20 protein-coding genes are annotated in these 25,169 nt (G+C 65.2%); 9 read left to right on the top strand and 11 right to left on the bottom strand.

Annotation, left to right across the window (positions count from 1 at the left end):
• Nucleotides 1–43: 43 nt before the first annotated feature.
• Nucleotides 44–1,177 (top strand): adenosyl-hopene transferase HpnH, encoded by a 1,134-nt coding sequence (gene hpnH / locus RLQ26_06395; protein MEQ9088354.1) that lies wholly within the window; start codon nucleotides 44–46, stop codon nucleotides 1,175–1,177.
• On the opposite strand, the gene RLQ26_06390 is transcribed toward hpnH, so the two are convergent.
• The 6 genes from RLQ26_06390 to RLQ26_06365 all read right to left on the bottom strand — a co-directional run bounded on the left by RLQ26_06390 (nucleotide 1,145) and on the right by RLQ26_06365 (nucleotide 8,465).
• A complete protein-coding gene (locus tag RLQ26_06390; protein ID MEQ9088353.1) occupies nucleotides 1,145–1,807 on the bottom strand; it encodes a hypothetical protein in 663 nt (220 codons plus the stop codon). The two genes, hpnH and RLQ26_06390, sit on opposite strands and share 33 nt — an antisense overlap.
• Before the next feature lie 64 nt (nucleotides 1,808–1,871).
• A complete protein-coding gene (gene shc / locus RLQ26_06385; protein MEQ9088352.1) occupies nucleotides 1,872–3,848 on the bottom strand; it encodes a squalene--hopene cyclase in 1,977 nt (658 codons plus the stop codon).
• A gap of 152 nt (nucleotides 3,849–4,000) precedes the next feature.
• A complete protein-coding gene (gene hpnE / locus RLQ26_06380) occupies nucleotides 4,001–5,284 on the bottom strand; it encodes a hydroxysqualene dehydroxylase HpnE (protein ID MEQ9088351.1) in 1,284 nt (427 codons plus the stop codon).
• A gap of 27 nt (nucleotides 5,285–5,311) precedes the next feature.
• Nucleotides 5,312–6,205 carry a presqualene diphosphate synthase HpnD gene (gene hpnD / locus RLQ26_06375; GenBank protein ID MEQ9088350.1) on the bottom strand — a complete coding sequence of 298 codons (894 nt, stop codon included), beginning with the start codon at nucleotides 6,203–6,205 and terminating at the stop codon, nucleotides 5,312–5,314.
• 122 nt (nucleotides 6,206–6,327) lie between these two features.
• A complete protein-coding gene (gene hpnC, locus RLQ26_06370) occupies nucleotides 6,328–7,212 on the bottom strand; it encodes a squalene synthase HpnC (protein MEQ9088349.1) in 885 nt (294 codons plus the stop codon).
• On the bottom strand, nucleotides 7,209–8,465 hold the full coding sequence (locus tag RLQ26_06365) for a glycosyltransferase (GenBank protein MEQ9088348.1): 1,257 nt from the start codon (nucleotides 8,463–8,465) through the stop codon (nucleotides 7,209–7,211). The genes hpnC and RLQ26_06365 overlap by 4 nt, the downstream gene beginning before the upstream one ends.
• A 301-nt stretch (nucleotides 8,466–8,766) precedes the next feature.
• Here RLQ26_06365 and RLQ26_06360 point away from each other — a divergent pair, with 301 nt between their 5' ends.
• Complete coding sequence (locus tag RLQ26_06360) at nucleotides 8,767–9,522, top strand: TorF family putative porin (protein MEQ9088347.1); 756 nt, start codon at nucleotides 8,767–8,769, stop codon at nucleotides 9,520–9,522.
• 35 nt (nucleotides 9,523–9,557) lie between these two features.
• On the opposite strand, the gene RLQ26_06355 is transcribed toward RLQ26_06360, so the two are convergent.
• Nucleotides 9,558–10,319 carry a phytanoyl-CoA dioxygenase family protein gene (locus RLQ26_06355; protein ID MEQ9088346.1) on the bottom strand — a complete coding sequence of 254 codons (762 nt, stop codon included), beginning with the start codon at nucleotides 10,317–10,319 and terminating at the stop codon, nucleotides 9,558–9,560.
• 6 nt (nucleotides 10,320–10,325) lie between these two features.
• Nucleotides 10,326–11,444: a COX15/CtaA family protein gene (locus RLQ26_06350; protein MEQ9088345.1), complete on the bottom strand. Its 1,119-nt coding sequence runs from the start codon at nucleotides 11,442–11,444 to the stop codon at nucleotides 10,326–10,328.
• Between the two features lie 281 nt (nucleotides 11,445–11,725).
• On the opposite strand from RLQ26_06350, the gene RLQ26_06345 reads away from it, so the two are divergent.
• The 6 genes from RLQ26_06345 to cysC are packed head-to-tail and all read left to right on the top strand — an operon-like array spanning nucleotide 11,726 to nucleotide 19,420.
• Nucleotides 11,726–13,459, top strand: coding sequence for an NADPH-dependent assimilatory sulfite reductase hemoprotein subunit (locus RLQ26_06345; protein ID MEQ9088344.1), 1,734 nt, complete (start codon nucleotides 11,726–11,728; stop codon nucleotides 13,457–13,459).
• A gap of 8 nt (nucleotides 13,460–13,467) precedes the next feature.
• A complete protein-coding gene (locus RLQ26_06340) occupies nucleotides 13,468–15,282 on the top strand; it encodes a nitrite/sulfite reductase (protein MEQ9088343.1) in 1,815 nt (604 codons plus the stop codon).
• On the top strand, nucleotides 15,282–15,845 hold the full coding sequence (locus tag RLQ26_06335) for an NAD(P)-dependent oxidoreductase (protein MEQ9088342.1): 564 nt from the start codon (nucleotides 15,282–15,284) through the stop codon (nucleotides 15,843–15,845). Before RLQ26_06340 ends, RLQ26_06335 begins: the two co-directional genes overlap by 1 nt.
• A complete protein-coding gene (locus tag RLQ26_06330; protein ID MEQ9088341.1) occupies nucleotides 15,842–16,630 on the top strand; it encodes a phosphoadenylyl-sulfate reductase in 789 nt (262 codons plus the stop codon). Before RLQ26_06335 ends, RLQ26_06330 begins: the two co-directional genes overlap by 4 nt.
• Nucleotides 16,627–17,421, top strand: coding sequence for a sulfate adenylyltransferase subunit CysD (gene cysD, locus RLQ26_06325; GenBank protein MEQ9088340.1), 795 nt, complete (start codon nucleotides 16,627–16,629; stop codon nucleotides 17,419–17,421). Before RLQ26_06330 ends, cysD begins: the two co-directional genes overlap by 4 nt.
• Nucleotide 17,422: 1 nt before the next feature.
• Nucleotides 17,423–19,420: an adenylyl-sulfate kinase gene (gene cysC, locus RLQ26_06320; protein MEQ9088339.1), complete on the top strand. Its 1,998-nt coding sequence runs from the start codon at nucleotides 17,423–17,425 to the stop codon at nucleotides 19,418–19,420.
• Nucleotides 19,421–19,435: 15 nt separating this feature from the next.
• On the opposite strand, the gene RLQ26_06315 is transcribed toward cysC, so the two are convergent.
• Both RLQ26_06315 and RLQ26_06310 read right to left on the bottom strand, forming a co-directional pair.
• A complete protein-coding gene (locus RLQ26_06315) occupies nucleotides 19,436–22,219 on the bottom strand; it encodes an ATP-dependent DNA helicase (GenBank protein ID MEQ9088338.1) in 2,784 nt (927 codons plus the stop codon).
• A gap of 66 nt (nucleotides 22,220–22,285) precedes the next feature.
• Entirely contained in the window at nucleotides 22,286–22,474 is a 189-nt protein-coding gene (locus RLQ26_06310) for a 2-hydroxymuconate tautomerase (protein ID MEQ9088337.1), read from the bottom strand.
• A gap of 254 nt (nucleotides 22,475–22,728) precedes the next feature.
• Here RLQ26_06310 and RLQ26_06305 point away from each other — a divergent pair, with 254 nt between their 5' ends.
• On the top strand, nucleotides 22,729–24,303 hold the full coding sequence (locus tag RLQ26_06305) for a lysine--tRNA ligase (GenBank protein MEQ9088336.1): 1,575 nt from the start codon (nucleotides 22,729–22,731) through the stop codon (nucleotides 24,301–24,303).
• A gap of 9 nt (nucleotides 24,304–24,312) precedes the next feature.
• Here RLQ26_06305 and RLQ26_06300 read toward each other — a convergent pair whose 3' ends face one another.
• Entirely contained in the window at nucleotides 24,313–24,927 is a 615-nt protein-coding gene (locus tag RLQ26_06300; GenBank protein MEQ9088335.1) for a helix-turn-helix transcriptional regulator, read from the bottom strand.
• Between the last annotated feature and the right edge of the window lie 242 nt (nucleotides 24,928–25,169).

Here is a 25,169-nt window from a genome sequence, read left to right as displayed (position 1 = left end):
AGGCTAATTCGGCCGGGCCAAAAACTCAGGAAAGGCAGATTACGTGGTTCCACTGTTACAGCAAGTGCGAGTCGGCGCCTACATTCTCAAGCAGCGGCTTACAGGCAACCACCGCTATCCGCTGGTGCTCATGCTGGAGCCGTTGTTCCAGTGCAACCTGGCCTGTGCCGGCTGCGGCAAGATCGATTACCCGGACCCCATTCTGGCGCAGCGGCTCAGTGTCGCCGAATGTCTGGAAGCGGCCGATGAATGCGGCGCGCCGATTGTCTCGATCCCGGGTGGTGAGCCCCTGCTGCACAAAGAGATCGACCAGATCGTCGCCGGCCTGGTCGAGCGCAAGAAGTTTGTCTACCTCTGCACCAACGCGCTGCTGCTGAAAAAGAAACTGCATCTTTTCAAGCCTAGCCCGTATCTGACTTTTTCGGTCCACCTCGATGGCCTCGAAGAGGAACACGACCGCGCCGTCTCCCAGAAAGGGGTCTTCGTCCGAGCCATCGACGCGATCAAGACCGCCCGTGACCAGGGCTTTCGCGTCAACGTCAACTGCACCCTGTTCGACGGCGTGGCGCCCGAGCGCGCGGCGGAATTCTTCGATTTCGCGTCCTCGCTCAATGTCGAGGGGATTACCGTGTCGCCCGGCTATGCCTACGAGCGCGCGCCCGACCAGACCCACTTCCTGAATCGCCAGAAGACGAAGCAACTGTTCCGGGATGTCTTTCGCCTCGGTCGTGAACGAAAGTCAAAATGGCAATTCAGCCAGTCCACTCTGTTTCTCGATTTTCTGGCCGGGAATCAGGAATATCACTGCACGCCCTGGGGCAATCCCACGCGCAATGTCTTCGGCTGGCAGCGGCCCTGCTATCTGCTGAGCGAGGGCTATGCGAAGAGCTTCGCAGAGCTGATGCAGGAGACCGATTGGGACCAATACGGAACGGGTAAGTACGAAAAATGCGCCAACTGCATGGTGCATTGCGGCTATGAGCCGACGGCGGTCAACGATACGGTGAAGCATCCCCTCAAGGCGCTCAAGATTTGGCTCCGCGGCATCAACATCGACAAGCCGATGACGCCGGATATACCGCTCGGAAGCCAGAGGCCGGCGATCGATGTGCACGAGGAACTCGTTACCGCGCAGCTCGAGAAACTAGAGAACGCCGAGCGCACCGAGGCGGCGTAAGCGACGGAAGGCCCGCGCTGCCTCCAGCCCAAGGCCGGCCATCGCCGGAATCTCCCACGGTCGGCGCAGAAGCGCGCCCAGGACACGAGCGGTATCGACCTCACCCGTCGCCGACAGGCCAAGGAGGGCCGTCGAGGGCAGGGTGCGATGGGCCGGATCGCTGATCACGCGAACAGTCACGAAGGGATGGGGCAGGCCGCCCGGGGTTGTGATCCGGCGCGCCGCCCGGGCCGCGTGATGGCTCTCCATATCGCAGGCCGCCGCCCCCCAGCGGTCGTACAGGGCGCGCTTCTCCCGCCGGTCGGTGACAGGCCTGTCCACACCGAGGATCGGCCGGGTCACGTAGGGAATGCGGATTGCCTCCAGAAGCGCGCTCAGGCGGGCAAATTCCTCGGCATCGGTCTCGTAGCGAGTGCCGTCCGGCGCCAGAACAATGCGGGGGATCACGACCGTCCCGGGGGTGAGTCCGGGCTCGAGCCCGCCCGCGATCCCGAAGCTCACCAGCCGTCCCGCACCCGCCTGTAACAGATCGGTCGCGCGCGTGTAGGCCTGGCTGGCCAGGCCGCCCGACCATGCGCCCCTGACGCGGGCGCGAATATCGGGGGGCAGGCAGTGAAACTCCGCCGCCATGCCGCAAATGAGCGCCGTCCCCGGTGATGTGGATGGCCGGCCCGGCGCGCGCTCCCCCACCGCGTTACATGCCGTAAGGCGTGGCGGAGCGATTGGAGCGCGTCAGATTCCGGTATCGCGCCAGGGCCCAAAGCGGGAAGTAGGCACTGTAACCGTGATAGCGCAGGTAGAATACGCGTGGAAAGCCGACAGCGGTAAAAAGCGTCTCGTGCCATTTGTCACCGTCGCGTCGGGCCCTCATCAGATACCTGATGCCGGCTGCAACCTCTGCCGAGTGAGTCTCGCCCGCCGCCATAAGGCCGAGCAGCGCCCAGGCAGTCTGCGAGGGCGTGCTGTCCTTGACCACGTCCTTCCGGTCGTCCCAGTAGCTGGCGCCATCCTCGCCCCAGCCGCCATCCGCGCGCTGGCGCGATTTTAGCCAGTCGACCGCCTTGCGAATGTAGGGCGCCCGGGGGTCCTCGCCAGCCGCGTTGAGAGCCGAAAGGACGGACCATGTGCCGTAAATATAGTTTGTCCCCCAGCGGCCGAACCACGAGCCGTCCGGCTGTTGCGTGCGTTTCAGATACGCGAGTGCCCGCGCGACCACGGGATCGGTGCGATTGCGCCCGCGTTGCGCCAGAAGGCTGAGGCAGCGCGCGGTCACGTCCTCGGTCGGCGGATCGAGAAGCGCGCCATGATCGGCGAAGGGGATATGGTTCAGGTAGTGATGCGTGTTTTCGGGATCGAAGGCACCCCAGCCCCCGTCGCCGGATTGCATCCCGTCGATCCACTCGACCGCGCGGTCCACCGCCGTGTCCGTCCGTCCGCGAACCGCCCGGTCGAGCGCCATGCCGACAACGGCCGTATCGTCGACATCGGGGTAAAAATCGTTGCGATACTGGAAAGCCCAGCCGCCCGGACGCAGATCGGGCCGGCGCGCTGTCCAGTCGCCCTTCACGTCCAGGATCTGTAGATCGCGCAGCCACGACAGGGCGCTCTGCATCTCGGGCTGCTCGGGCTCGACGCCCGATTCCATCAGTGCATGCGCGGCCAGCGCCGTATCCCAGATTGGTGAGACGCAAGGCTGGCAGTAGCCCCAGTCATCATGGAAGACCAGCAGTTTGTCGATCGCCTGACGCGCGATCGCCCGGTCCGGGTGATCGGGTGCGTAACCGAGCGCCTCGAACGCCATGACAGCATTGGCCATGGCGGGGAAGATGGCTCCCAGCCCGTCCTCGCCGTTGAGTCTTTCCCGTGTGAAGTTCAGCGCCGCCTCGATTGCCCGGGCCCGTGGCCGCGTCGGCATATGCGGCTCGGCCAGGCGCAGGAGCCTGTCGAGGCCGAGAAAGAGACGCGCCAGCGGGCGATCTGTCGCGCTCCTGAGGTAGTGGCGCTCTTCGTCAGGTGGTGTCGCAAACAGCTCCCGGATATGGATGTCGCCGGGATTGCGCGCACGGGGCTTGAGCGCCATCAGGATGAGCAGCGGCACGATGACGGTGCGCGACCAGTAAGAGACCTTTTCCAGATGAAAGGGGAACCAGCGCGGCAGCAGCATGATTTCGACCGGCATCACCGGCACCGCGCGCCAGGGCACTTCGCCGAAGAGCGCCAGCGCAATCCGCGTGAAGACGTTGGCACGCGCCGCGCCGCCGGCGGCGAGGATGACCTCGCGCGCCCGCGCCATGTGCGCCGCAGACGGGTCGTCTCCCGCCAGCTTGAGCGCGAAATAGGCTTTCACCGTGGCGCTCAGGTCCATCTCGCCGGCATGGAAGAGCGGCCAGCCCCCGTCGTCGCCCTGAATGGCGCGAAGGTAGTTGGCGAGCCGCGCCTCGGTCTCGGGCGCCTCCTCGCCAAGATAGTGCAGCAGCATGATGTATTCGGCCGGGATCGTTGCGTCGGCCTCAAGCTCGTAGACCCAGTGCCCGTCCTCGCGCTGGCGGGCGAGGAGAGCCTCGCGCGCATCCTTGATCAGCGCATCGAGCGCTTCTCCCTGGATGTCTGCACTCGCTGCGTCCGTTACCGAATCAGGCTGTGATTCAATATTTTCGGACACTGTCGCCATTATGGGGGCCCTGAGAATCACCAAAATCGGGTTTCGCAACGCGACCCGCCCTGAATCTTGTCATCGGGCCGTCACATTGGCCGGGAACCTACTGTATGGGCGTGTTTTTGTCTATCGAGGCGCGCATTCGACCGGCCCGCCGTGTCATGGCCTCATCCCAGCCGGCCGGCGGCGGTGAAGCCCGAGCGAATAGCCCCTTCAATCGTGGCCGGCAGGCCCGTATCGGTCCAGTCTCCGGCCAGCACCAGGTTGCGCCAGGGCGTATCGGGACCCGGGCGGGCGGCGACGTTGGCCGGTGTCTGGGCGAAGGTTGCCCGTTTTTCCTTGATGATCCGGTAAGCCCCGAGTGGCGCGCTGCCAAGGTCGAGGGCGCGGGCGACTTCGGGCCAGATCCGCCGTGCAATGGTTTCCGATTCCTCGTCCACCAGGCCGGTGGCGGCGCTGACGGTGACGGAGGCGATGGAACCTCGCACGAAAAGCCACTGCCCGGTGCCTCCGATCAGGCCGAGGAGCGGGCTGCCCTCGGGCAAGGCGGCCGGGGCCGGCAAGCTAAAATGCGCGTTCACGATCGGCCGGCCGGCGAAATCGGGGACGATATCGGGAAGCAGATCGTGCGCGACCGGTGCGGTGACGGCGAGCACGACGCTGTCCTCGGGCGCGAGCGGGATCAGGCCCGTGGTGGTGTCGAGCGCGGTTACGCCATCCGGGCCGAATTCGAGGCCGCGCAGCCTGGAATTGAATACGAACCGCGCCTGGTCGTTGTCCAGCCGCGTGAGGAAGGCGACCGCGGGATCTACCAGCGCAGGGGACAGGCCGTCGCGCGCCATGTAGGGCCGGCTGGCCGCTTCGCCCCTGGCAAAGGTGAGGGCCAGGGTGCGGCCGAGAAGGCGGGCCGACGCCGCCTCGATTTCAGTATTGAGCACGGCCACGGTGAGCGGCTCCCAGAAGCGGTCGACCATCGTCCCGTGCAGACCAGTGATCTCGCTCACGCGCTTCTTCGGCCCGGCCAGCATCATGCGCAGCACCCCGGCATAATCGCCAGGCGCGGTACCGGGAATGCGGCTTTTCGCCCGCAGCACCCACCAGGGCAGGGGGCCGCGCGACGGACGGATCGTCCATCTTTCGCCGGTCGTGAGATCGAGAAACGGAAATACCGCGTGCGCCGGCGCCGCCAGTGCCTCCGGCTCTCCCACCAAATCGAGAAACCGGAAGGTTGCCGTGTTGGCACCCATCAGCAGGTGGTTGCCATTATCGATGAGGGCATCGAGGGCGGGGTCGACGAAGGAGCGGCACCGCCCGCCCGCTTGCCGGGTCGCCTCATGGACGGTCACCGTCCGGCCCCGCTGCACCAGTTCGACGGCTGCCGCCAACCCGGCCAGCCCCGCGCCGATGACATGAACGCGGCCCGGGGCACGGCCCGACCGGCGCCTGCTCATCGCCACGCCCCGGCGGCTGGCGCGCGGCTAGGTAAGGGCATAGCGCAATATGATGGCGAGTTTGACCGGCTTGCTAACGCGCACATCGCGGTCCAGATCGTGCCAGCCACGCCGGACGAGCTTGTTGAGAACACGGCGATAGAGTGCGCCCATGATGAAGGCGGGGCGCATGGCATGGCGGTCCAGCCGGGGGCGCAGGCGATCGGCCAGCGCATAGTGTCGCGCCGCCTCGGCCGCGATCTCGGCGCAGACCCCGGGCAGATTGGGGTGGTCGAGGACGGCCGCCGGATCATCCGGCGAAATACCGTGTGCGAGCAGCGTTTCGCGCGGCAGATATAGCCGGCCGATGGCGGCGTCCTCCTTCAGGTCTCTCAGGATATTCGTCAGTTGCAGCGCGCGGCCGAGGGCGAGGGCGAAATCCTCTGCGGCCGAACTCGAATCACCAAAGGCGCGGATCGATAAAAGACCCACCGCGCCGGCGACGCGATCGCAATACCGTTCGAGCTCCGCCCGCCTGGGCGCCACGATCGGACCGGCGGCGTCCATTTCCATGCCGTCGATAATGGCGAGGAAATCCTCGCGCCGAAGCTTGTAGTCGCGAAGTGCCGGCAGGAGCGCCCGGGTCACGGCCTTATTGGCCCGGCCGAGATACAGGTTCTGGATTTCCTGGCGCCAATCCTCGAGGGCGGCGCGCTTGCCGGCCGGCTCAAGGGACCCGTCTGCAATATCGTCGACCTCGCGGCAGAAGGCATAGATTGCGAACATGGCCTCGCGCCGGGCCGGAGGCAGGATCCGCATCCCCCAGTAGAACGACGTGCCCGAGGCACGCGTGAGGGCGCTGACATGGTGCCGCGCTTCCTCGATCAGCCGCGCTTCCTGCTCGTTCCCGACGTCTTCCGCCAGCGATCCTGCCTGCGTCATTCCCTCATCCGTACCGCTGCCCCGCCCGGGCCGCCCCGCAAATTGTCCCGCGAGTTGTCCCGCGAGTTGTCCCGCTCGGGCCCGGCGACCCTAATATGGGCGTTCGCCGGCGCTCAAGATATTTAGTGGCGGGCGTGGCCGGCCGCCGGGCCGCCCCGTCCTGCCCGGGAAAGTCCCCAAAGAATTCCTTCCACCGCCGAGGTTCCGACGGCCCACGGGCGCAGCCGCACGCGCTGGGCCAGCGGGTCCTCTCGCCCGAGCCGTCGGGTGAGGCGTCTCGCCAGGCGCAGGATCGTCGCCGATTCCATCGCGAGGCGGGTGCTCCGCAGCCGGCCGGGAAGTTCGCCGGCCGCATCGAGCAACTCATCGGTCCGCGCCAGGAGATCGTCGATGACCAAACGGATCGCGGGGCTTGCCGTGTCCCGCGCCAGGTCAGCCACCTGCCCGCCGGCGGACTCGATGGCAGGTGCCGGCAGATAGACCCGGTCGAGCCGGCGGTAGTCCTCGGCGCAATCCTGAAGGTGGTTGATGACCTGAAGCGCGTTGCACAGGGCGTCACTGGGCGGATAGTCGGCCGCGTCTTCGCCATGCAGATCAAGAAGGTAGCGGCCCACCGGGGCTGCCGACAAATTGCAGTAGGCCATCAAGTCGTCCCAGTCGGCATATCTGGCCCTGGTCGCATCCTGTTTGAAGGCTTTCAGAAGATCGTGGCAATGGCGCGGGCTGACGCCCGTTCGGGCCAGGCTCTCGCGCATGCGCGCCGCCTTTTCAAGCCCGTCCATGGCGTCCCCCGCGCCGGCAAGGACTCGATCGAAGGCATCGAGGCGGCGGATTTTTTCGTCCGCCGGCAGGGCGGGATTGTCGGCGATGTCATCGGCCGCGCGCGCGAAGGCGTAGAAAATCGCGATATGGGGGCGGAGCGCGGCCGGCAGCAACCACGATCCCACAGGAAAATTCTCGTCCGCGGCGCCCTTGCCAGAGGGTGTTTCAAGCTGCGATGTCGTCATGAGCTGGGGGTGTCCTCGTCGGATAAGGCCGCCGCCGGCCGGGAGCCTCTCGGCCCGTCATAGTGCCGCCCCTTCCAGGCGCCGCCCGCGCCGCGATAGTGGCGCCAGGCGGAGCTTAGCGTCATCAGCGCGTAGAACACACCGGCGACAGGCAGGCTCAAGGCGACGGGCGGCGCCAGGCGATACCGCCCGACGGTGGGCAGATAGGCCACGGCCATGAGCAGCCAGCCGGCGCCGCCCAGCGCCGCCGTCAGCATCTCGCCCCGCCAGAGGCCCACGGCCAAGGCCAGCGGGGGCACCAGATAGGCCATCCCCATCGCGAGGACTGTGCCGGCGACAAGCCAGGGAGAATAGCGCAACTGGGTGTAGGCGGTGCGCGCCACCATGTCCCAAATGTCCCGGAGCCCGCGGTAGCGCCTGAGAGAATATGTCCTGTCGGACAGGCCCAGCCAGATGGCGCCGCCCCGGCGTTTCAGGAGCGCCGCCAGCGCGCAATCGTCGATCAGACGATCGCGAATGGCGCCGATCCCGCCCGCCGCCTCGAGCGCGCGACGGCGTACCAGCATGCAGCCACCCGCGGCCGCCGCCTCGCGCCGCCGGGGATCAGCCACGCGCGAGAACGGGTAAAGCATCTGGAAGAAGAAAACGAAGGCCGGGATCAGGAGGCGATCCCAGAACGAGTCGATCCGCAGCCGGACCATGAGCGAAGCGAGATCGAGCCCGGCGGTTTCGGCCCGGGTGGCAAGCTCGCGCAGATTCGCAAAATCATGATGGATGTCCCCGTCGGTCAGCAGCCAGTATTGCGCATCGGGGAATTTTTCCCCCGCCAGGTCGACGCCCTGCGCGACGGCCCAGAGTTTGCCGGTCCAGCCCGGCGGCAGGTTCTGTCCCGCCCGGACGATCAACCGGTCACCCGCACCAATCGCCTCGGCCGCCTGGCGGGCCAACTCGGCAGTGCCATCCGTGCTCTGGTCGTCGACCACGATGACGGAGACCGGACGCGGGTAATCCTGGGTCAGGAGTGACGTTACCGCTGTCCCGATGCCATCGGCCTCGTTGCGGGCGGGGATGATCGCAACGATTTCCGGCAGGGTGTCGAGACCTGCCGGCAGTTCGTCAGCGACCGGTTCGGCCCGCCAGCGCCAGAACCGGCCATGGCCGACGATCAGATAAATCCAGACGGCGAGGGCAAGGGCGGCGGCCAGATCCGCTTCGCTTATCGAGGCCATGTCCGCGCCCGTCACGACTGCCATGCTTTTCGCCCCGGCACGCCTGACGCCTGCCCAGGAGACGGACAGGGGTTCGGCCATTGCCTAAAAAATAGCCTGTCGTGGGAAGAGATCATTTTTTAGTCACGTCTTATTTTCTTAATAGATATCAATATTTTATGGGTTATTTCCCATGACCTTCAGCATTGGTCCTTCTTTTGCAGTGCGAAAACCCGTCGGAGCCCCGAGCTGCCTCGACGAGGAGCCGCCTGTCGGATGACCGCCCGGAAAACACAGCACAGGCGAAGGCAAATCTACACCGGGAAACAACACTGGGGATGATTTCATGAAGAAGCGACTTTCCTTTGCCACCCTTGGGGCGGCGTTCTTGCTGCCGTTCCTGGTCACGCCGACGATGGCCGAGTCGGAAGCGCCGGATTCGCTGATCCCGGAAACAGATATTCCGGGGACAATTTCCGCCAATATCGCGCTGACGACGGACTATATGTATCGCGGGATTTCCCAGACGTCGAACGGGAACCCCGCCGTACAGGGCGGGTTCGATTATGGGGTGGGGCTGTTCGAGGAGATCGGCTTCTATCTTGGCACCTGGGCATCCAATATCGATTTCGACGATGGCCCGCAGGGTGGCACGGTGGAGATCGATTACTACGGCGGGCTGACCGGGAACATCCAGGGCGTCGACTGGTCACTGGGCGGGCTTTACTACCAGTATCCGGGGGCCGACCAGTCGTTGAATTATGATTTCATCGAGCTGACCGCCGCTCTTGGCTACGATTTCGAGGTGGTCGGTCTCGCCTATGACTTCGCCTGGTCTCCGGAATTTTTCGGCGAAGTGGGCGACAGCTATTACCACGCCTTCAGTGCCGGCGTTCCGCTGCCGCGTGGCCTGAGCCTCGATGCGGGGCTCGCCTATCAGGGCTTCGATCTGGAGTCCAATGACGATTACTGGCACTGGACGGTAGGGCTGACCGCCTCGGTCATCGGTTTCGATATGACCGTCGCCTATCATGATGCCGATGAGAGCGACGATCCGCTGACCGACGCGCGCGCGGTCTTCACCATTGCCCGGGCCTTCTAGGCTTCCCGCGTGCTGCCCGCCGGTGGCTTTGCGCGCTAGACCTTGAAGCGGTAGTCCCTGTCCGGGTCGCGCGCGACATCCGGCGGGTAGGAGGCGAATTTTTCGGCGTAGTACCGGGCGAGGTGATCGCCGTCCGAAGCCGGATTGTAGGTGATGTACAGCACGCGGCGCTGATGGGAGCTCAGATTCGGTCCCGAACGATGCGGGGCGAAAGAATCGAAGAACACCACGTCGCCCGGCTCGGTCGGACAGGCCACGAAGGTCATGTCCGCCATGTCCCGTTCCGTTAGCGGCGCCCAGTAATCGCCGATCAGCCCCTTGTCGTGAAACCCGGCCGCCAGTTCCAGGCAGCCGTTTTCCGCGGTCGCCCGGTCTATGCTGACCAGCATGGTGATAAAGAAGGGGGCGTAGCTGTCCCAGCCAGCCTGGACATCCTGATGCGGCGTGAAGCCGCTGCCGCCGGGGCGTTTCAGGTTGATCTTGTCCTTGAACAGGACCGCCTCCTCGCCGAACAGCTCACCCACCGGCCCCGCCATGCGAGGGCCGCGCACGAAGGCGCTGAACTCGTCATGGTAGGCGCAGAAATTCTCGATCCGGTTCAGTACCTTCGTGCCGAGCTGTGTGAGGCTGTCCTCGTAATATTTCCAGACATAATCGGGCCGGTCCGCCGCCTCTTCCAACCCGCGGCTCCAGCTTTCGATTTTCGCCAATGTCGCGTCATCGAACATGCTACGCACGACGAGAAACCCGTCGCGCTTGAAGTCGGAAATCTGCCGATCGGAGAGAAGCCGTGTCATGGTGTTTCATCCCGTCTCATGTCTGCCATGGTCTGTCAGGCGATAGCGTGTCCAGAGCGCCAGCGTAAACAGGACGAGTGCGTTGGCCTGGTGGAGCGCGCCCAGGCTCACCGGCACATAGGCCAGCAGGGTTGCGACGCCCAGAATCACCTGCAAGGCGGCAACCCCGGCCATCACATGAAAGCCGGCGAGGGCGGGAGCCGGTATTAGTTGCTGGCGCGCCGCCCGCCACACGGCGAGCGCCAGCGCTATCGTCAGGAAGAGCGTGAGTGTCCCCAGAAGCCGGTGATCGAACTGGACCAGCGTCACGTTCTCGAAAAAGTTCCGCCACGCCGGAGTGAGATGAAACAGGTCGGGCGGGACCCATTCGCCGCCCATCAGCGGAAACGTGTTATAGGCGAGCCCTGCGTCCAATCCGGCCACGAAGGCGCCCGACAGGATGACAAGGAAGACCCATGCCAGCAGCAGCCCGGCCGCCCGCCGCGTCCAGGCCGGCGCCCTCGTGTGCAGGCGGATCGGCGCCCGGTACTGGTCGCGGAACGCCAGCGCCAGCCAGAGCAGATAGCCGTAGATGATGACCGCGAGGCCGAGATGGGCCGCGAGGCGATAGGGGCTCACCCGTGGATCGTCGGCAAGGCCGCTTTTCACCATGAACCAGCCGAGCCCGGCCTGGGCGCCGCCCAGCACGAAAGCGAGCGATGTCCGCCAGGCGGCCGGGCCGCGCAGAGTGCCGCTCGCAAGGAAATAGATAAAGGGCAGCAGAAAGACAACACCGATCAATCGGCCCCAGAGGCGATGGATGTACTCCCACCAGAAGATCCCCTTGAAGGCGGCGAGGGTCATCTCGCGGTTCACTTTCTGAAATTCGGGGTAGGCCTGATAAGCCTCGAAAACCCGCTGCCACTCGCCCTCGTTCATCGGCGGGAACAGCCCCGTAAAGGGCCGCCAATCGACGATCGAGAGACCGGATTCGGTGAGCCGTGTAATTCCGCCGACCACCACCATGATGAAGACCATGGCGGCAAGCGTGAACATCCATCCCGCCAGGCCCCGGGCGCGCGGGTCGGCTGTGACGCCGGAAGCACCGATGGTCGGCTGGGTGGGAATGGGGTTGGCCGAGGTCATGTCTGATGCGCCGGGCAAGAGGTCGGGAAGTGTGGCTTTCGTCGGTAAGCCGGCAGCAAAACTCTGTCAAGAAATCCGAACCGATCCGGCGGTGGCGGGACGATCGGCCGCATCGGCGGATTTTGGCGCCCTGGAGACGAAAATAGAACAAATATTAAGTGTGAAATATGATTTATACACAAAAGAGATGTGTTGAATATTGACAATTCCCACCTATTTTTCGTGAAAGAGGGGTGTCACGCCCTCGCTGCCTTTATCCGCGCTGTTTCCGAGGACGCGCCATGACCAGGAATTCTTTGACCGAAGCGCCGCCGAAGCCCTCGAAGGTCGAGGAAATCAAGACGGCCAGCCGCCAGCTTCGCGGCACGCTGCAGGAGGAACTCGCGCGCGATTCGGACCAGTTCGGTCCGGAGGACATCCAGCTTCTCAAGTTCCATGGCACCTACCAGCAATACGACCGCGATACCGCGACCACCCGGAAGAAGGAAGGGCTGGAGAAGGAATTCTCCTTCATGCTCCGGCTCCGCCTGCCGGGAGGCAAGCTCACGGCCGCGCAGTATCTCGCGCTCGATAACCTGGCCGATAAATACGCCAACGGCACGCTGCGCATCACCACGCGCCAGACCATCCAGTTCCATGGCATCCTGAAACGCGATCTGCGCGCGACGATCCGCGAAGTCAACGAGGCGGTCATCACCAGCTTCGGCGCGTGCGGCGATGTCGTGCGCAATGTCACGACCAATCCCGCACCCATCGCCGATTACGCCCATCGGCGCATGGATGAGGACGCGGCCCTGCTCTCCACCCACCTGCTGCCGCGCACCCGCGCCTATCACGACATCTGGATCGACGGCGAGAAGCAGGAGACGCCGGCGGCCCCCGTGGACGAGCCGCTCTATGGCGAGGTCTACCTGCCGCGCAAGTTCAAGATCGGCATCGCCACGCCAGACGACAACACGGTCGACGTGTTGACCAACGATCTCGCCGTCATCCCGCTGTTTCGCGACAACACGCTCGAGGGCTACAACATCGCAATCGGCGGCGGGCTGGGGACGACCCACAACAAGCCCGAAACGTATCCCCGGCTTGCTACTCCCGTCGCGTTCGTGGGGCCGGACGATCTTCTCGGGATCGCCGAAGCCGTCATCGCCCTGCAGCGCGATCATGGTGACCGCTCGAACCGCCGGCACGCGCGTCTCAAATACACGATCGACGACCATGGCCTCGCCTGGGTCAAGGAGAGGCTGGCATCCTATTTCGGCCGCGCGCTCGAAGAGCCCCGTCCCATGGCCAGATTTCGGGTCCGGGACCATATGGGCTGGCACGAGCAGGGTGACGGCCATTGGTATCTGGGGCTCCATGTGCCCAATGGCCGGATCGCGGACAAGCCCGGCTGGCGGCTCAAGACGGCCCTCGCCAGGCTCTTTGCGACCCGTGAGTTGCGGCCCATTTTCTCCACCACCCAGGATTTTCTTATCGCCGATATCCCGGCCGACAAGCGCCAGGAGATCGAGGATTTCCTCGGCGGTTTCGGGGTGATGCCCGGCGATACCCCCTCGCGGACGCGGCGCGCGGCCATGGCGTGCCCGGCACTCCCCACCTGCGGCCTGGCGCTGACCGAGGCGGAGCGCATCCAGCCCGATCTGATGAACACGCTGGAGGGGCTGATGGCCAAGCATGGCATCGACGGCGAGCGTATTTCGGTCCGCGTCACCGGATGCCCCAACGGATGCGCGCGGCCCTATGTGGGCGATATCGGCTTCGTCGGCCGCATGCCCGGTCACTACGCCATCTTCGTCGGCGGCGACTTCGAGGGCACGCGCCTCAATACCAAGTTGTTCGAAAAGGCCTCGACAGAATCGATCTCCCAGGTCTTCGACCTTCTGTTCGGCCTGTATGCGCGTGAACGCCGCGATCATGAAAGCTTCGGTGATTTCTGTGACCGCAAGGGTGTCGACGTGCTGCGCGACTATATTGCCAGCGAAAGCGGCGCGACGACTGCGGCACATCTTTAGGACCGGCCATGACTGCGCTGCATCCAGTTCCCGCCCGTCCGAACTCGAGCCTGCCCGCTGGCCAGCCATCGGGTGCCGCCCGTCAGGCGCTGGATCTTGCCGAATTCCGGGCCGGTCTCGCGCGGTATCGCGAGGGGCACTGGTCGGATGAGCGCTGGCGCAGCTTCCGACTGCAATATGGAATTTTCGCCGAGAAAGAGCCCGGCCGTTTCATGGTGCGGACCCGTCTGCCGGGCGGGCAGCTCGACCCGCGCGCGGCCCGGTCACTGGCGCGACTGGCCCGTCGGCTTGGCAACCGGCCGATGCATCTTTCGACGCGCCAGGGACTCCAGCTCTATGGCGCAGGGGAGCCCGATTTCGCTGATCTCCTGGCCGATCTTCAGGCGGCCGGGCTCGAGACCCGTCACACAGGCGGCCGTGGCCTGCGCAATGTGACGACCTGCCCCTATGCCGGTGTCTGCATCGAGGAGGTGGTCGACGGGGCGGCCCTGGCCGACCGGCTGACGCAATTCTGGCTGTGTCATCCCTCGACCCAGCACATGGCGCATCGCCTGCGCATTTGCGTCGTCGGGTGCCAGGCGGCCCATCCCGGCGCGGGCGCGACCGATCTCGCCATTCACGCGCACCTCAAGGACGGCGTGCCAGGCTACGAAGTCAGGCTGGGCGCGCTTCGGGTCACGCAGAACGCAATAGCCGAGGACTTGTTGCCGGGCGCGGTCGAGGCTGCCATTCAGTTGCAGCAGCGCTTTTCGCAAGCGGCCGGGTCCGAATCCCTGGCGGCGATTGTCGAGCGCCTCGGCCCGGACGTGGCGGTCGATCTTTTCGCCGAGGCCTTCGATCGCGCGCGCTCGGGCCTTTCTGCCGACTGGCGCCGGGCGTTCGCCACCCGGATCGAGGCGCGGGCGCGGCCGGCCAAGGCCTCGGCGGTGCCGGCTGACCTGCCCGGCGGAGTCCGTCCCCAGGGCGACGGCGTTTTCGCGGTGCGGGCCAACCTGCCCGGGGGACAGTTGAGCGCCGAGACGCTCGAGCGAGTGGCCGATATCGCCGATGAATTCGGTGCGGCCGCGCTGCGCGTGACGACGGACCAGGCTCTCGTCTGGACCGGGATCGAGCCGGTGGAAATCAGGGCTTTCATGGCGGCGGTGACGCGCGCCGGACTTGCCGTCGCAAACGATGCCTTCGGCGGCGGACAGGTCGTCGCCTGCGGGGGCGATGCTGTGTGCCGCCACGGGCTCGACAACACGCTGACGCTCGTTGCCCGCCTGCACCCGGCCGTGGCCGACCGATTGGACGCGCTGCATGTTTCAGGCTGCGCGCGCGGCTGCGCCGGCCACCACCGGGCGGCCCGCGGTCTCGAGGCGCTCGGCGGCGCGCGCTATCGCGTCTGGCGCTCGGGCGTAGCGGGCGAAGAGGCCGGGCGCGACGCGCTGGTTTCCATTCTGGCCCGGGATGGCGTCCGGCAACCCGCCCGCCGGGAAGCCGGTGCTTCCGACCGCACCCTGCATGAGCTTCTTCATTTCGATCGCTGCGTCGCGGGCGGTGACCTGACAGGGGCCCTTGCCGCTGGCGATGCGGCGCTGGCCCTGCCGGCGACGGATCTTTTGAACAGCACCCCCGCCGCCTTTGACGGGAGGGCGGAACAAACGCTGGCACGCCTGCGGGCGACCCGCCCCGATCTGGCAGGTGATATCGACCGGGTGCTGGCCATTCGTCTTTCTGGCCATCGCGACGGGGATCTGATCGCCTACCGCGCGGGCATACTTGACTGGCTGGCGCGGCTTGGCCGCGCGGGCAACGTCCCGGCCCCGGCGGGGGTCGCGTGATGCTGCCCCTGATGATGGATATCGCGACCGTGCCCGTCGCCGTGATCGGCCAGGGCAGCAAGGCGCTGATGCGTCTCGAACAGGTGGAGGCCGCTGGCGCACATGACAACATCACGGTGTTCGCGAAAGAGGCCGACGACGCGCTGGCGGCGGCTGCCGGCGAACGCCTCATCCGCGACTGGCCGGGGGCGGCCCGAATGGGCGAATTCCGGATCGCCTTTATTGCCGGGATCGACGAAAGTCTCGCCCGCGAGTTTGCCACCCTTGCGCGCCGCCATCGGGTGCTGGTCAATGTCGAGGATTTGCGCCCGTTCTGCGACTTTTTCATGCCGTCCCTGATCCGCCGGGGAGATCTCCTGATCGCGGTCTCGACGGCGGGCAAGAGCCCGGCGTTGGGTCAGCGCATCCGGGAGGCGATTTCCGGACGCTTCGGAGTCGAATGGGCGGCGCGGCTTGACGAGATGGCCCGTCTGCGCGAGGCCTGGCGGCGTGACGGCCATGACCCGGCCAGCGTGCGCCGGCTTTCCGAAAAACACATCACCGAACAGGAGTGGCTGACATGACCCCGACCAACGCCAAACATTCGGGTCTAGAGCGGACATCGCCGACCCCCGATCTCGACGCGTTGCGCCGGGCCTACGGGCATCTCGACGGCAAGGCGCTTCTCGAGGTGATGATTCGGGATGTGTTTCCCGGCCGGATCGCGCTCAGCTCCAGCTTCGGGGCCGAGGCAGTGGTGTTGCTCGATCTCGTCGCGCAGGTCGATCCGGCGACACCGGTCCTGGTGATCGACACGCTGAAGCTGTTTCCCGAGACTTATGCCTATATCGAGATGGTCACGAAGCGGCTGGGCCTGACCGATGTCCGCCGCCTGAAGCCCGATGCCGCCCGGCTGAGGCGCTGGGACCCTGACGGCAATCTCTGGGAAACGGAGCCGGACAGTTGCTGCCATATTCGCAAGGTGGTGCCGCTCGACGCGGCGCTGCCTGAATTCGACGCCTGGATCACCGGGCGCAAGCGGTTTCACGGCGGTCAGCGGTCTGACCTGCCGGTGATCGAATTCATGGATGGCCAATTCAAGATCAACCCGCTCGCGCCCTGGAGCCAGGCGGAGATCGATGCCGCTTTCGCCGAACGTGACCTGCCGGCCCATCCGCTCGTGGCGGAAGGCTATCTCTCGATCGGGTGCCAGACCTGCACCCGTCGGGTGGTGGGCGGCGAAGAGGTCCGTGCCGGGCGTTGGGCGGGCTCCAGCAAGAACGAATGCGGCATTCATTTGGGCCGCGAGCAGGCGGCGGCAGTTTCGTCGCCGCAATCACAAATCGGGCAAAGACAGGACGACAGATGAACCATCTCGACCAGCTTGAAAGCCAGAGCATCTTCATCATTCGCGAAGCGTTTCACAGTTTCGACGAGCTCGCCATGCTGTGGTCGCTCGGCAAGGATTCAAATGTCATGCTGTGGCTGGCGCGAAAGGCGTTCTTCGGTCACGTCCCGTTTCCCCTGATCCATATCGATACTGGCCGGAAATTTCCGGAGATGTATGCGTTTCGTGACCGCTTTGAAAAGGAATGGGAGCTGGACCTGATCCGGGGTGACTGCCCGCCCGTGGAAGAGATGGACCCCGATCTGCCGCCCGCGACACGCTCGGCCGCCCGCAAGACGGCAGGACTGCGCAAGCTGCTGGATGAGCGCAAGTTTACCGGAATCTTTGCCGGTATCCGGCGTGATGAACAGGCGACGCGTGCCAAGGAACGCGTATTCAGTCCGCGGGGTGAGGACGCAGGCTGGGATGTGCGCAACCAGCCGCCCGAATTCTGGGACCAGTTCAAGACCGAATTCGCGCCCGGCACCCATCTCCGGATCCATCCGCTCCTGCACTGGACGGAAATCGATATCTGGCGCTACATCCAGCGCGAAAAAATTCCCGTGATCGATCTGTATTTCGCCAGGGATGGCAAGCGCTACCGTTCGTTGGGCGACAAGGACATCACCTTCCCGGTGGACAGCAACGCCGTCACAATCGAGGAAATCATCGAAGAGCTCGAGACGACCAAGGTCGCTGAACGGTCGGGTCGGGCTATGGACCATGAAAGCGAGGACTCTTTCGAGCGTCTTCGTGCAGCCGGGTACATGTAAAATGACAAAAATTCACGCTGTCGACCAATCGGCGCCCGAGGCCACGCTTAAAACGCCGGATGCCAGGAGCACGCGCGAGGCCGCGTCCGCCCGGCTCGCCGGGCTTCTCAAGATCGTTATCGTGGGCCATGTGGACCATGGCAAGTCGACCCTGGTGGGGCGGCTTTTCCATGACACGGGCTCGCTGCCGGAAGGCAAGTTCGAGGCGATCAAGGCGATGTGCGAACGTCGCGGCATGCCGTTTGAATGGGCTTTCCTGATGGACGCGCTGCAGGCGGAGCGCGATCAGGGCATCACCATCGATACTTCGCAGATCTGGTTCAAGACGCGCAAGCGTGATTATGTCATCATCGACGCGCCGGGCCACCGCGAGTTTCTCAAGAACATGGTCAGTGGCGCGGCGGCCAGTGATGCCGCGCTTCTGGTCATCGACGCGAAAGAGGGCGTGCGCGAACAATCCCGGCGCCACGGTTATCTGCTGCATCTTCTGGGCGTGCGTCAGGTCGCGGTCGTGGTCAACAAGATGGACCTCGTCAATTACGCGGAAGATCGGTTCAAGGAAGTCTCACGTGAGATCCGCGAATATCTTGGCGGGTTGGGGATCGAGCCATCCTTCGTTATCCCCGTCTCGGCGCGCGAAGGCGATGGTGTGGCACGGGTGACCGACAATATGGCCTGGTATGACGGCCCCACCACGCTCGAAGCGCTCGACCGCTTCCCGGCCTCGGTGCCGACCGTGGATCAGGCGCTGCGCTTTCCCGTCCAGGACGTCTACAAATTCGACGATCGGCGTATCATCGCCGGCCGGATTGAAAGCGGGCGACTTCACGTCGGAGACGAAATCCTGTTTTCACCGTCCAACAAGACGGCACGGATCAAGTCCATTGAAGGCTGGAACAACAGCGCGCCCATCCTGGCCGCCTCTGCCGGACAGTCGATCGGGATCACGCTTGAAGAACAGCTTTTTATCGAGCGGGGCGAGATCATCAGCCATCTCGAAGAGCCGCCCATGGAAACCAACGTTTTCAAGGCGCATCTTTTCTGGCTGGGCGACAAGCCGGTAACCGTCGGCAAGCGTTATCTGATGAAGCTGGCCACGGCACGCTATACGGTCGAAGTGCAGTCGATCGAGCGGGTGATCGACACGGCCGACCTCTCGGGCGCACCGGCGGAACAGGTGGAACGCAACGCCGTGGCCGAGGTGATCCTGCGCTCGCGTGCCCAGATCGCACTGGACGATTTTCCGGTCAATGCGAGAACCGGCAGGTTCGTGATCATCGAGGATTACGACGCTGTCGGCGGCGGCATCATCAGCATGGAGGATTTCCCCGACCAGCGCCCGGCGGCCGGGATCAAATCGGCGAACATCGTCAGCGTGGAGCACCGCGTGAGCCAGTCGGCGCGGGATGCCCGCAACGGTCACAAGCCCGGAATCCTTTGGTTTACGGGGCTTTCAGGCGCGGGCAAGACGACTCTCGCCCTCGAGCTGGAGAATGAGCTGTTCCGCAAGGGCTATCAGGTCTTCGTGCTGGACGGCGACAATCTGCGCTACGGACTCAATGGTGATCTCGGCTTCGACCCGAAGGACCGGGCCGAAAACATCCGCCGCGCGGGTGAGGTGGCCGGGTTGTTCGCGGATGCCGGCACCATCGTCATCACCTCGTTCATTTCTCCCTACCGGGCGGATCGCCGGAAGGCACGCGCGGTCCGGCCCGAACGGTTCCACGAGGTCTATGTGAAAGCCGATCTCGCGACCTGTGAAGGCCGGGACCCGAAGGGTCTCTACAAAAAGGCGCGGCGTGGCGAAATCCCCAAATTCACCGGCATCGACGCACCCTACGAGGCGCCCGAGAAGGCGGAGCTGGTGCTCGATACCACCAAGTTCGATATTGGTGAATGCGTGGGCCAGCTCATGGATTATGTCGAGGTGCATTTCGGCTCGCCGGCAAAGGTGGCGACCGGGGCCAGCGCGAAATACGGCGCCAGCTTCAGTATCTAGAGCCGATATGCCGGATCAGCCGGGATGCGTCGTCTCGGCCACGATGCGCACCGCCTCGCGGATGCCCACGCGCTCGATCTCTACCGAGGAGGGGAAGGCGCTGGCCAGCCGCGAAGGCATGCGCGAATCGAGCAGCACGAAACAGCCCCGGTCGTCCTTGCGCCGCACCAGCCTGCCGTAGGCCTGCTTCAGGCGCAGCCGCACGAGCGCATCGTCGTAGCGCGCGCCGCCAAAGGCTGCGCGGCGGTGACGATGCAGGACATCCGGGCGTGGCCAGGGTACCCGGTCGAATACGATCAGGCGCAGGGACGGCCCGGGCACGTCGATCCCATCGCGCAGCGCATCGGTCCCCAGGAGGCAGGCATCGTGCTCGGCGCGGAAAACATCGACCAGCGTTGTCGTGTCCATCGCATCCACATGCTGGGCGTAAAGCGGAAGGTTCTCCGATTCCAGCGCCGGCGCCAGGCGCTCGTAAGTCTGGCGCAGGCGGGAGATCGCGGTGAAAAGTCCAAGCCCGCCGCCCCTGGCGGCGGCAAACAGGGCCCGAAAGGCGGCGGCGATCTGGTCGGGGTCGTCCCGCGCCACGTCGGTCACCACGAGGACCCTCGTCAGATCGCCGTAATCGAAGGGCGAGGGCGCCGAAAGCCGCGCCGCCGGTTCCACGAGATGGGCAAAGCCCGTGCGCTGCAACGCGCCGGTCCAGCCCTCGTCCTCCGCCTCGTCACTGTCGCGCAAAGTTGCCGAGGTGACGACGATGCCGTGCGCGGGGACGGCAAGGGTTTCGATAAAGGGCAATGTCGGATCGAGCCAGTGACGATGAAGCCCCACGTCGCTGTCGCGCTGCTCCGACCGGTCGATCGCGGCCCATTCGACAAAGGCTTCGGGGGAGCCTTCCCGAAGCGATCGCAGCATGTCGCGCCAGCCCGCCACCAGCCCGTCGGCTCGCCGTCCGAGGCCGCGAATTGCCGCGTCAATCCTCAGCCGCGTGGGGGTGTCGAGTTCGGCCGTCCGGTTCTCGAGCGTCCGCGCCAGGGATTGCTTCAACTGGGTGAGCGGCTGGCGCAACTCGCCCAGCGCCGCCTCGAGATCGCTCGCCGCCTCCAGCAACGCATCTGGCGGATCGACGATCTCGGCTTCAAGCGAATAGGCGGCCTGGCGGCGGGTGGCGCGGGCATGCACGAGGACGCGCAGTTCGGCGAGGAAGGCCTCGAACGGACCCTGCGGTGTGCCGCTCGCGAGCCGCGCGAGCCAGTTCTCGCCCGGCAGCCTTGCGGCCTGCCGGCGGATGGCCCCGAGTGCTTCTTCGGCCGCCGCATTGTCCATCACAAGATCGCCGACCCGCCGCGCAAGGCCACGCGCCCGGCCACCTCCCCGGCGACCTCGGCCGCCCTCGGCGCCCAGCAGCCAGCGGCGAAATTCGCGCCCTTCGATCCCTGTGAGATGAAGGGAAAAGGCGCTGTCGGCCGCGTTAAAGAGATGATGACCCTCGTCGAACACATAGCGGGTCGGCAGGAATCTCTCCTCGCCCTGGCCAAGGGCAGCCTGGGACATCACCAGCGCATGATTGGCGACGACGATATCGGCGCGCCGCGCGCGCCGGATCGAGCTTTCGATGAAGCAGCGCCTGTAATGGGTGCAGGCTGAATAGGTGCATTCGCCGCGGCTGTCTGTCAGCGCCACCGTGTTGCGCCAGCCAAGCAGGGTGGAAAGCCAGTTGGGGAAATCGCCGCCCACCATGTCTCCGCTCCGCGTCGCGCCGATCCAGCGCGCCACAAGGCCGAGCGCAATGACATCGCGCGCACCGGCGCCCGCATTCCGCGCCGCCAGCGCCGCCGTCGCTTCCTCGTAATTGAGAAGGCAAAGGTAATTCTCGCGCCCCTTGCGTACGACGGTGCGGCGGGATTTTTCTGCCGCATCCGGAAACAGCCGGTCCAGCTCGCCGTCGAGTTGATGCTGGAGATTGCGCGTATAGGTCGAGATCCAGACGGGCCAGCCGTTGCGCCGGGCCCAGAGCCCGGCCGGGGCCAGATAACCGGCGGTCTTGCCGATGCCGGTGCCTGCCTCGGCCAGGACGGCGCGGGGCGCGCCCTCCTGGCGGCGCGGCTGAAAGGCCGGCGCCAGCGCGGCGGCGTAATCTTCCTGCGCCGGGCGTTGCTCGGCCCCGGGCCCCAGAAGCCCGGCGAGGCGTGCCCGGGCGTCCTCGGCCGAAACCGGCGCGTCCTGAGGTGGCGGGGGCGGGGCCTCTTCGTGCCAGTCCTCGAGGACCTGCCAGACTCCGAATGCCTGATCGATCTCCTCGCCCGGGCCGAGCGCCGCCAGAACCATGCTGCCCCAGGGCCAACCGGCGCCGGCCATGCGCGCCGCCAGGCCACGCGCGCGTTTTCGATCGTCTGGCGGGAGTGTCGAGAGCTCCGTCAGAAGGCGTTGCGCTGCCTGGCGGAGACCAGCGGCCTGTCTCGCGCGATCCTGACCCGGGGTGAGCCCCACGGCTTCCGCCACGCCGGCCGGGGTGGGTACGGTGAAATGCGCCGGGCGGACGAAGGCAAAAAGCTCCAGAAGGTCGTAGGCGGGGAACGGGTCGGCGCCGATGCGCCGGGCCGTCGCAAGCCCGTGGCAGAGAAGGGGCGCGGTCGCCCGTGCGTATCGGGTCGCTTCCGTGGGGCTGAGATCGGCCGTCTCGCCGTCGCCGGTCAGCCAGGTGGCGGCCTGGAATCCGGCGATCAGGACCGGTAGCGTCGCGGGGTCCGGCGGCCGGCCCGTCGTTCGGGGTGGCGAGGAAGATGAGGCAGACGTATCCATCGGGCGCAGTATAGGCGGCGGCTGCCGTTGCCGCCATGCAGGCCGCCGGCAGGCCCCGGGTGCAGCCTAGCCGGACGCGTCGCGCATCACCCCGCCGATCGCATAATGGCGCGGTTCCATTTCACGGATCATGATCCGCACCGACTGGGGTGGGACGTCCAGCGATTTGATCACGGCCTCGGTCATGCTGCTGACCATGGCGCGCTTCTGCTCGTCAGTGCGTCCTTCAAGCATGTTCACTTCGATTATCGGCATCGATGTCTCCTTATTCGGATAGTCCCGTCCGTTCCGATACGGGGTACGCGGGCCAGGTCGGGGTCGCGGGGTGGGGGCAGGATAGGCCGCCACACGGCCCCGGCACCATAGGAAACCTGGTTCCCGCCAGCCAGGCGTGTTTCGCCGCCAGCGAAGTTGACTGGCCACGAGGCTGGGCCTAGGGTCCGGCGCCCATTGCCGAAAGAGCCGCCGAGCCCGCGCCGATCATGTCCAGATCCGCCCAAACACCAGATTTGACGGAGACCGCCGCGGGGCCGCGTGCCTGGCCTTTCGAGGAAGCGCGCAGGATCATCGCCCGCCTCGAGAAAAGGCCGCCTGAAAAGGGCTATGCGTTGTTCGAGACCGGCTATGGCCCGTCGGGCCTGCCCCATATCGGGACCTTCGGCGAGGTCGTGCGGACCACGATGGTGCGTCGTGCCTTCGAATTTCTGTGCGATATCCCGGCGCGCCTGTTCGCGTTTTCCGACGACATGGACGGGCTTCGCAAGGTGCCCGACAACGTCCCCAATCCTGAAATGATGGCAGCCCATCTGGGCATGCCCCTGACTTCGGTGCCCGATCCCTTCGGCACGCATGAAAGCTTCGGCCATCACAACAACGCCCGATTGCGTAAGTTTCTCGACGCTTTCGGCTTTGAGTACGAATTTCAGAGTGCGAGCGAATGCTACAAGTCGGGTCGGTTCGATGGCGCCCTTCTCTCGATGCTGGCGCATTACGACAAGGTGATGGATGTAATCCTGCCGACGCTGGGTCCTGAACGGCGGCAGACCTATAGCCCCTTTTTGCCGATATCACCGAAGACCGGCCGCGTGCTGCAGGTTCCGATCCTGGAGCGCGACGAGGCGGCGGGCACGATTGTTTTCGAGGACGAGGACGGCACCAAGGTTGAAGCCCCGGTGACCGGGGGGCATTGCAAGCTGCAATGGAAGGCGGACTGGGCGATGCGCTGGTTCGCGCTTGGGGTGGATTATGAAATGTCCGGCAAGGATCTGATCGATTCAGTCAGGCTGTCGGGCCGTATCTGCAGCATTCTGGGCGGCATGCCGCCCGAAGGATTTACCTACGAGCTGTTCCTCGATGAGAACGGTGAGAAAATCTCCAAGTCGCGCGGCAACGGCCTCACGGTGGATGAATGGCTCGCCTATGCCCCTGAAGAAAGCCTCGCGCTCTATATGTTCAACAGCCCGCGCAAGGCCAAGCGGCTGCATTTCGATGTGATTCCCCGCCAGGTGGACGACTACCTGAGCCATCTTCAAAAATTTCCCGAACAAAATGCCGCCGAAAGGCTCGAGAATCCGGTCTGGCACATCCATAGCGGCGCGCCGCCGCACGAGGATATCGCCCTCGGCTTTTCGATCCTGCTCAACCTGGCGAGCGTTTGTAACGCCCACGACAAGTCGGTGCTGTGGGGCTTCATCTCACGCTATGCGCCCGAAGCCTCGCCCGCGCGCGACCCCATCCTTGACCGCCTGGCGGGGTATGCCGTGCGGTATTACGAGGATTTTGTGCGTCCGGCCAAGAAGTTCCGTGCACCGGACGACAAGGAGCGAGCGGCGCTGGTGGCACTGGCGGACGGCCTCGAGGAGCTGCCTGACGATGCCGATGGCGAGACGATCCAGACACTCGTCTACGAGGTCGGCAAAACGCACGGGTTCGAAAATCTGCGTGACTGGTTCCGCGCTCTTTACGAGGTGTTGCTGGGCCAGAGCGCGGGGCCGCGAATGGGCTCCTTCATCGCACTGTTTGGCCTCAATGAGATGGTCGCCCTGATCCGGCGCGCGATCGCGGGCGAGGACCTCTCCGCCTGATCGCCCCGCCTAGTGCTGGGTCCACATGACGCGCGCCATCCAGTCGATCTCGTCCCGCGCCAACACCCGTTCCTCCTGGCGCGGATAAAGGGTCCGGACCTCGATGAAGGCCGCGTCTTCTCGAACAAGTTCCTTCGTGACGACCTCTCCCGCCTTGGTGCGGATTACGACCCGGTCGCCGGGCGCCGCACTGGCGCGGGGCGAGACGACAATGAATTCACCGTCAAGAAACGCCGGCGCCATACAGGCGCCCGAAATTTTCAGCGCAAAGGCCTCGGGGTCGCCCGTATCCGGTACGCTCATGGTTGCGACCTCCTGGTCGGCCTTGATCTGCGGCATATTCCCGGCCTGGGCCAGGCCGATGACCGGTACCCGGACCGGTTGGCCGTTGCCGCCCTCGGGAAGGAACCGGGTGAAATCCGCCATCGTGGCACCGACCGCCTTCAGGATCTTGGCAATGCTCTCCGTGCTCGGCCAGCGCGGCTTGCCCTCGCGGGTAAAGCGCTTGCTCTTGTTGAAAGTGGTTGGATCGAGCCCGGCGCGGCGCGCCAACCCGGAAGGTGACAGTCCGTACTCTTTGGCCAAGGCGTCAATGGCGGTCCATACATCTTCATGACGTAGCATCGATCATCTCCAGGAGGAGTGGTTGGCCCATCTGCCTGATCGGGCCTGGGGCGTGTTCAGTCGGTCAACCGGAGCAAGTGCGATGCCAACAGGGGGGAGACTGCATTCCTAAGAATTTCAAGGGCCTAGCCACTGTCATGTGATTGAATTATTTGCAAAACGCGAAAATCTTTGCAAAATGCGAACGCTGCCCTGTAAATCGGCCGTGCCGGACGGTCGGGCTGGCACGCCGGGCTCCGATC

Source organism: Alphaproteobacteria bacterium (assembly GCA_040220875.1).
In the GTDB taxonomy this organism is placed as follows: domain Bacteria; phylum Pseudomonadota; class Alphaproteobacteria; order JAVJVX01; family JAVJVX01; genus JAVJVX01.
The sequence above is the reverse complement of the archived record's forward strand: the minus strand, read 5'-3'. Positions and strand labels throughout refer to the sequence as shown.

Excerpts from the sequence above, each read along its gene's own strand:
- RLQ26_06390 (MEQ9088353.1), bottom strand. The coding sequence starts at position 1,807 with ATGGCGGCGGAGTTTCACTGCCTGCCCCCCGATATTCGCGCCCGCGTC.
- shc (MEQ9088352.1), bottom strand. The coding sequence starts at position 3,848 with ATGGCGACAGTGTCCGAAAATATTGAATCACAGCCTGATTCGGTAACG.
- hpnE (MEQ9088351.1), bottom strand. The coding sequence starts at position 5,284 with ATGAGCAGGCGCCGGTCGGGCCGTGCCCCGGGCCGCGTTCATGTCATC.
- hpnD (MEQ9088350.1), bottom strand. The coding sequence starts at position 6,205 with ATGACGCAGGCAGGATCGCTGGCGGAAGACGTCGGGAACGAGCAGGAA.
- hpnC (MEQ9088349.1), bottom strand. The coding sequence starts at position 7,212 with ATGACGACATCGCAGCTTGAAACACCCTCTGGCAAGGGCGCCGCGGAC.
- RLQ26_06365 (MEQ9088348.1), bottom strand. The coding sequence starts at position 8,465 with ATGGCAGTCGTGACGGGCGCGGACATGGCCTCGATAAGCGAAGCGGAT.
- RLQ26_06360 (MEQ9088347.1), top strand. The coding sequence starts at position 8,767 with ATGAAGAAGCGACTTTCCTTTGCCACCCTTGGGGCGGCGTTCTTGCTG.
- RLQ26_06355 (MEQ9088346.1), bottom strand. The coding sequence starts at position 10,319 with ATGACACGGCTTCTCTCCGATCGGCAGATTTCCGACTTCAAGCGCGAC.
- RLQ26_06350 (MEQ9088345.1), bottom strand. The coding sequence starts at position 11,444 with ATGACCTCGGCCAACCCCATTCCCACCCAGCCGACCATCGGTGCTTCC.
- RLQ26_06345 (MEQ9088344.1), top strand. The coding sequence starts at position 11,726 with ATGACCAGGAATTCTTTGACCGAAGCGCCGCCGAAGCCCTCGAAGGTC.
- RLQ26_06340 (MEQ9088343.1), top strand. The coding sequence starts at position 13,468 with ATGACTGCGCTGCATCCAGTTCCCGCCCGTCCGAACTCGAGCCTGCCC.
- RLQ26_06335 (MEQ9088342.1), top strand. The coding sequence starts at position 15,282 with ATGCTGCCCCTGATGATGGATATCGCGACCGTGCCCGTCGCCGTGATC.
- RLQ26_06330 (MEQ9088341.1), top strand. The coding sequence starts at position 15,842 with ATGACCCCGACCAACGCCAAACATTCGGGTCTAGAGCGGACATCGCCG.
- cysD (MEQ9088340.1), top strand. The coding sequence starts at position 16,627 with ATGAACCATCTCGACCAGCTTGAAAGCCAGAGCATCTTCATCATTCGC.
- cysC (MEQ9088339.1), top strand. The coding sequence starts at position 17,423 with ATGACAAAAATTCACGCTGTCGACCAATCGGCGCCCGAGGCCACGCTT.
- RLQ26_06315 (MEQ9088338.1), bottom strand. The coding sequence starts at position 22,219 with ATGGATACGTCTGCCTCATCTTCCTCGCCACCCCGAACGACGGGCCGG.
- RLQ26_06310 (MEQ9088337.1), bottom strand. The coding sequence starts at position 22,474 with ATGCCGATAATCGAAGTGAACATGCTTGAAGGACGCACTGACGAGCAG.
- RLQ26_06300 (MEQ9088335.1), bottom strand. The coding sequence starts at position 24,927 with ATGCTACGTCATGAAGATGTATGGACCGCCATTGACGCCTTGGCCAAA.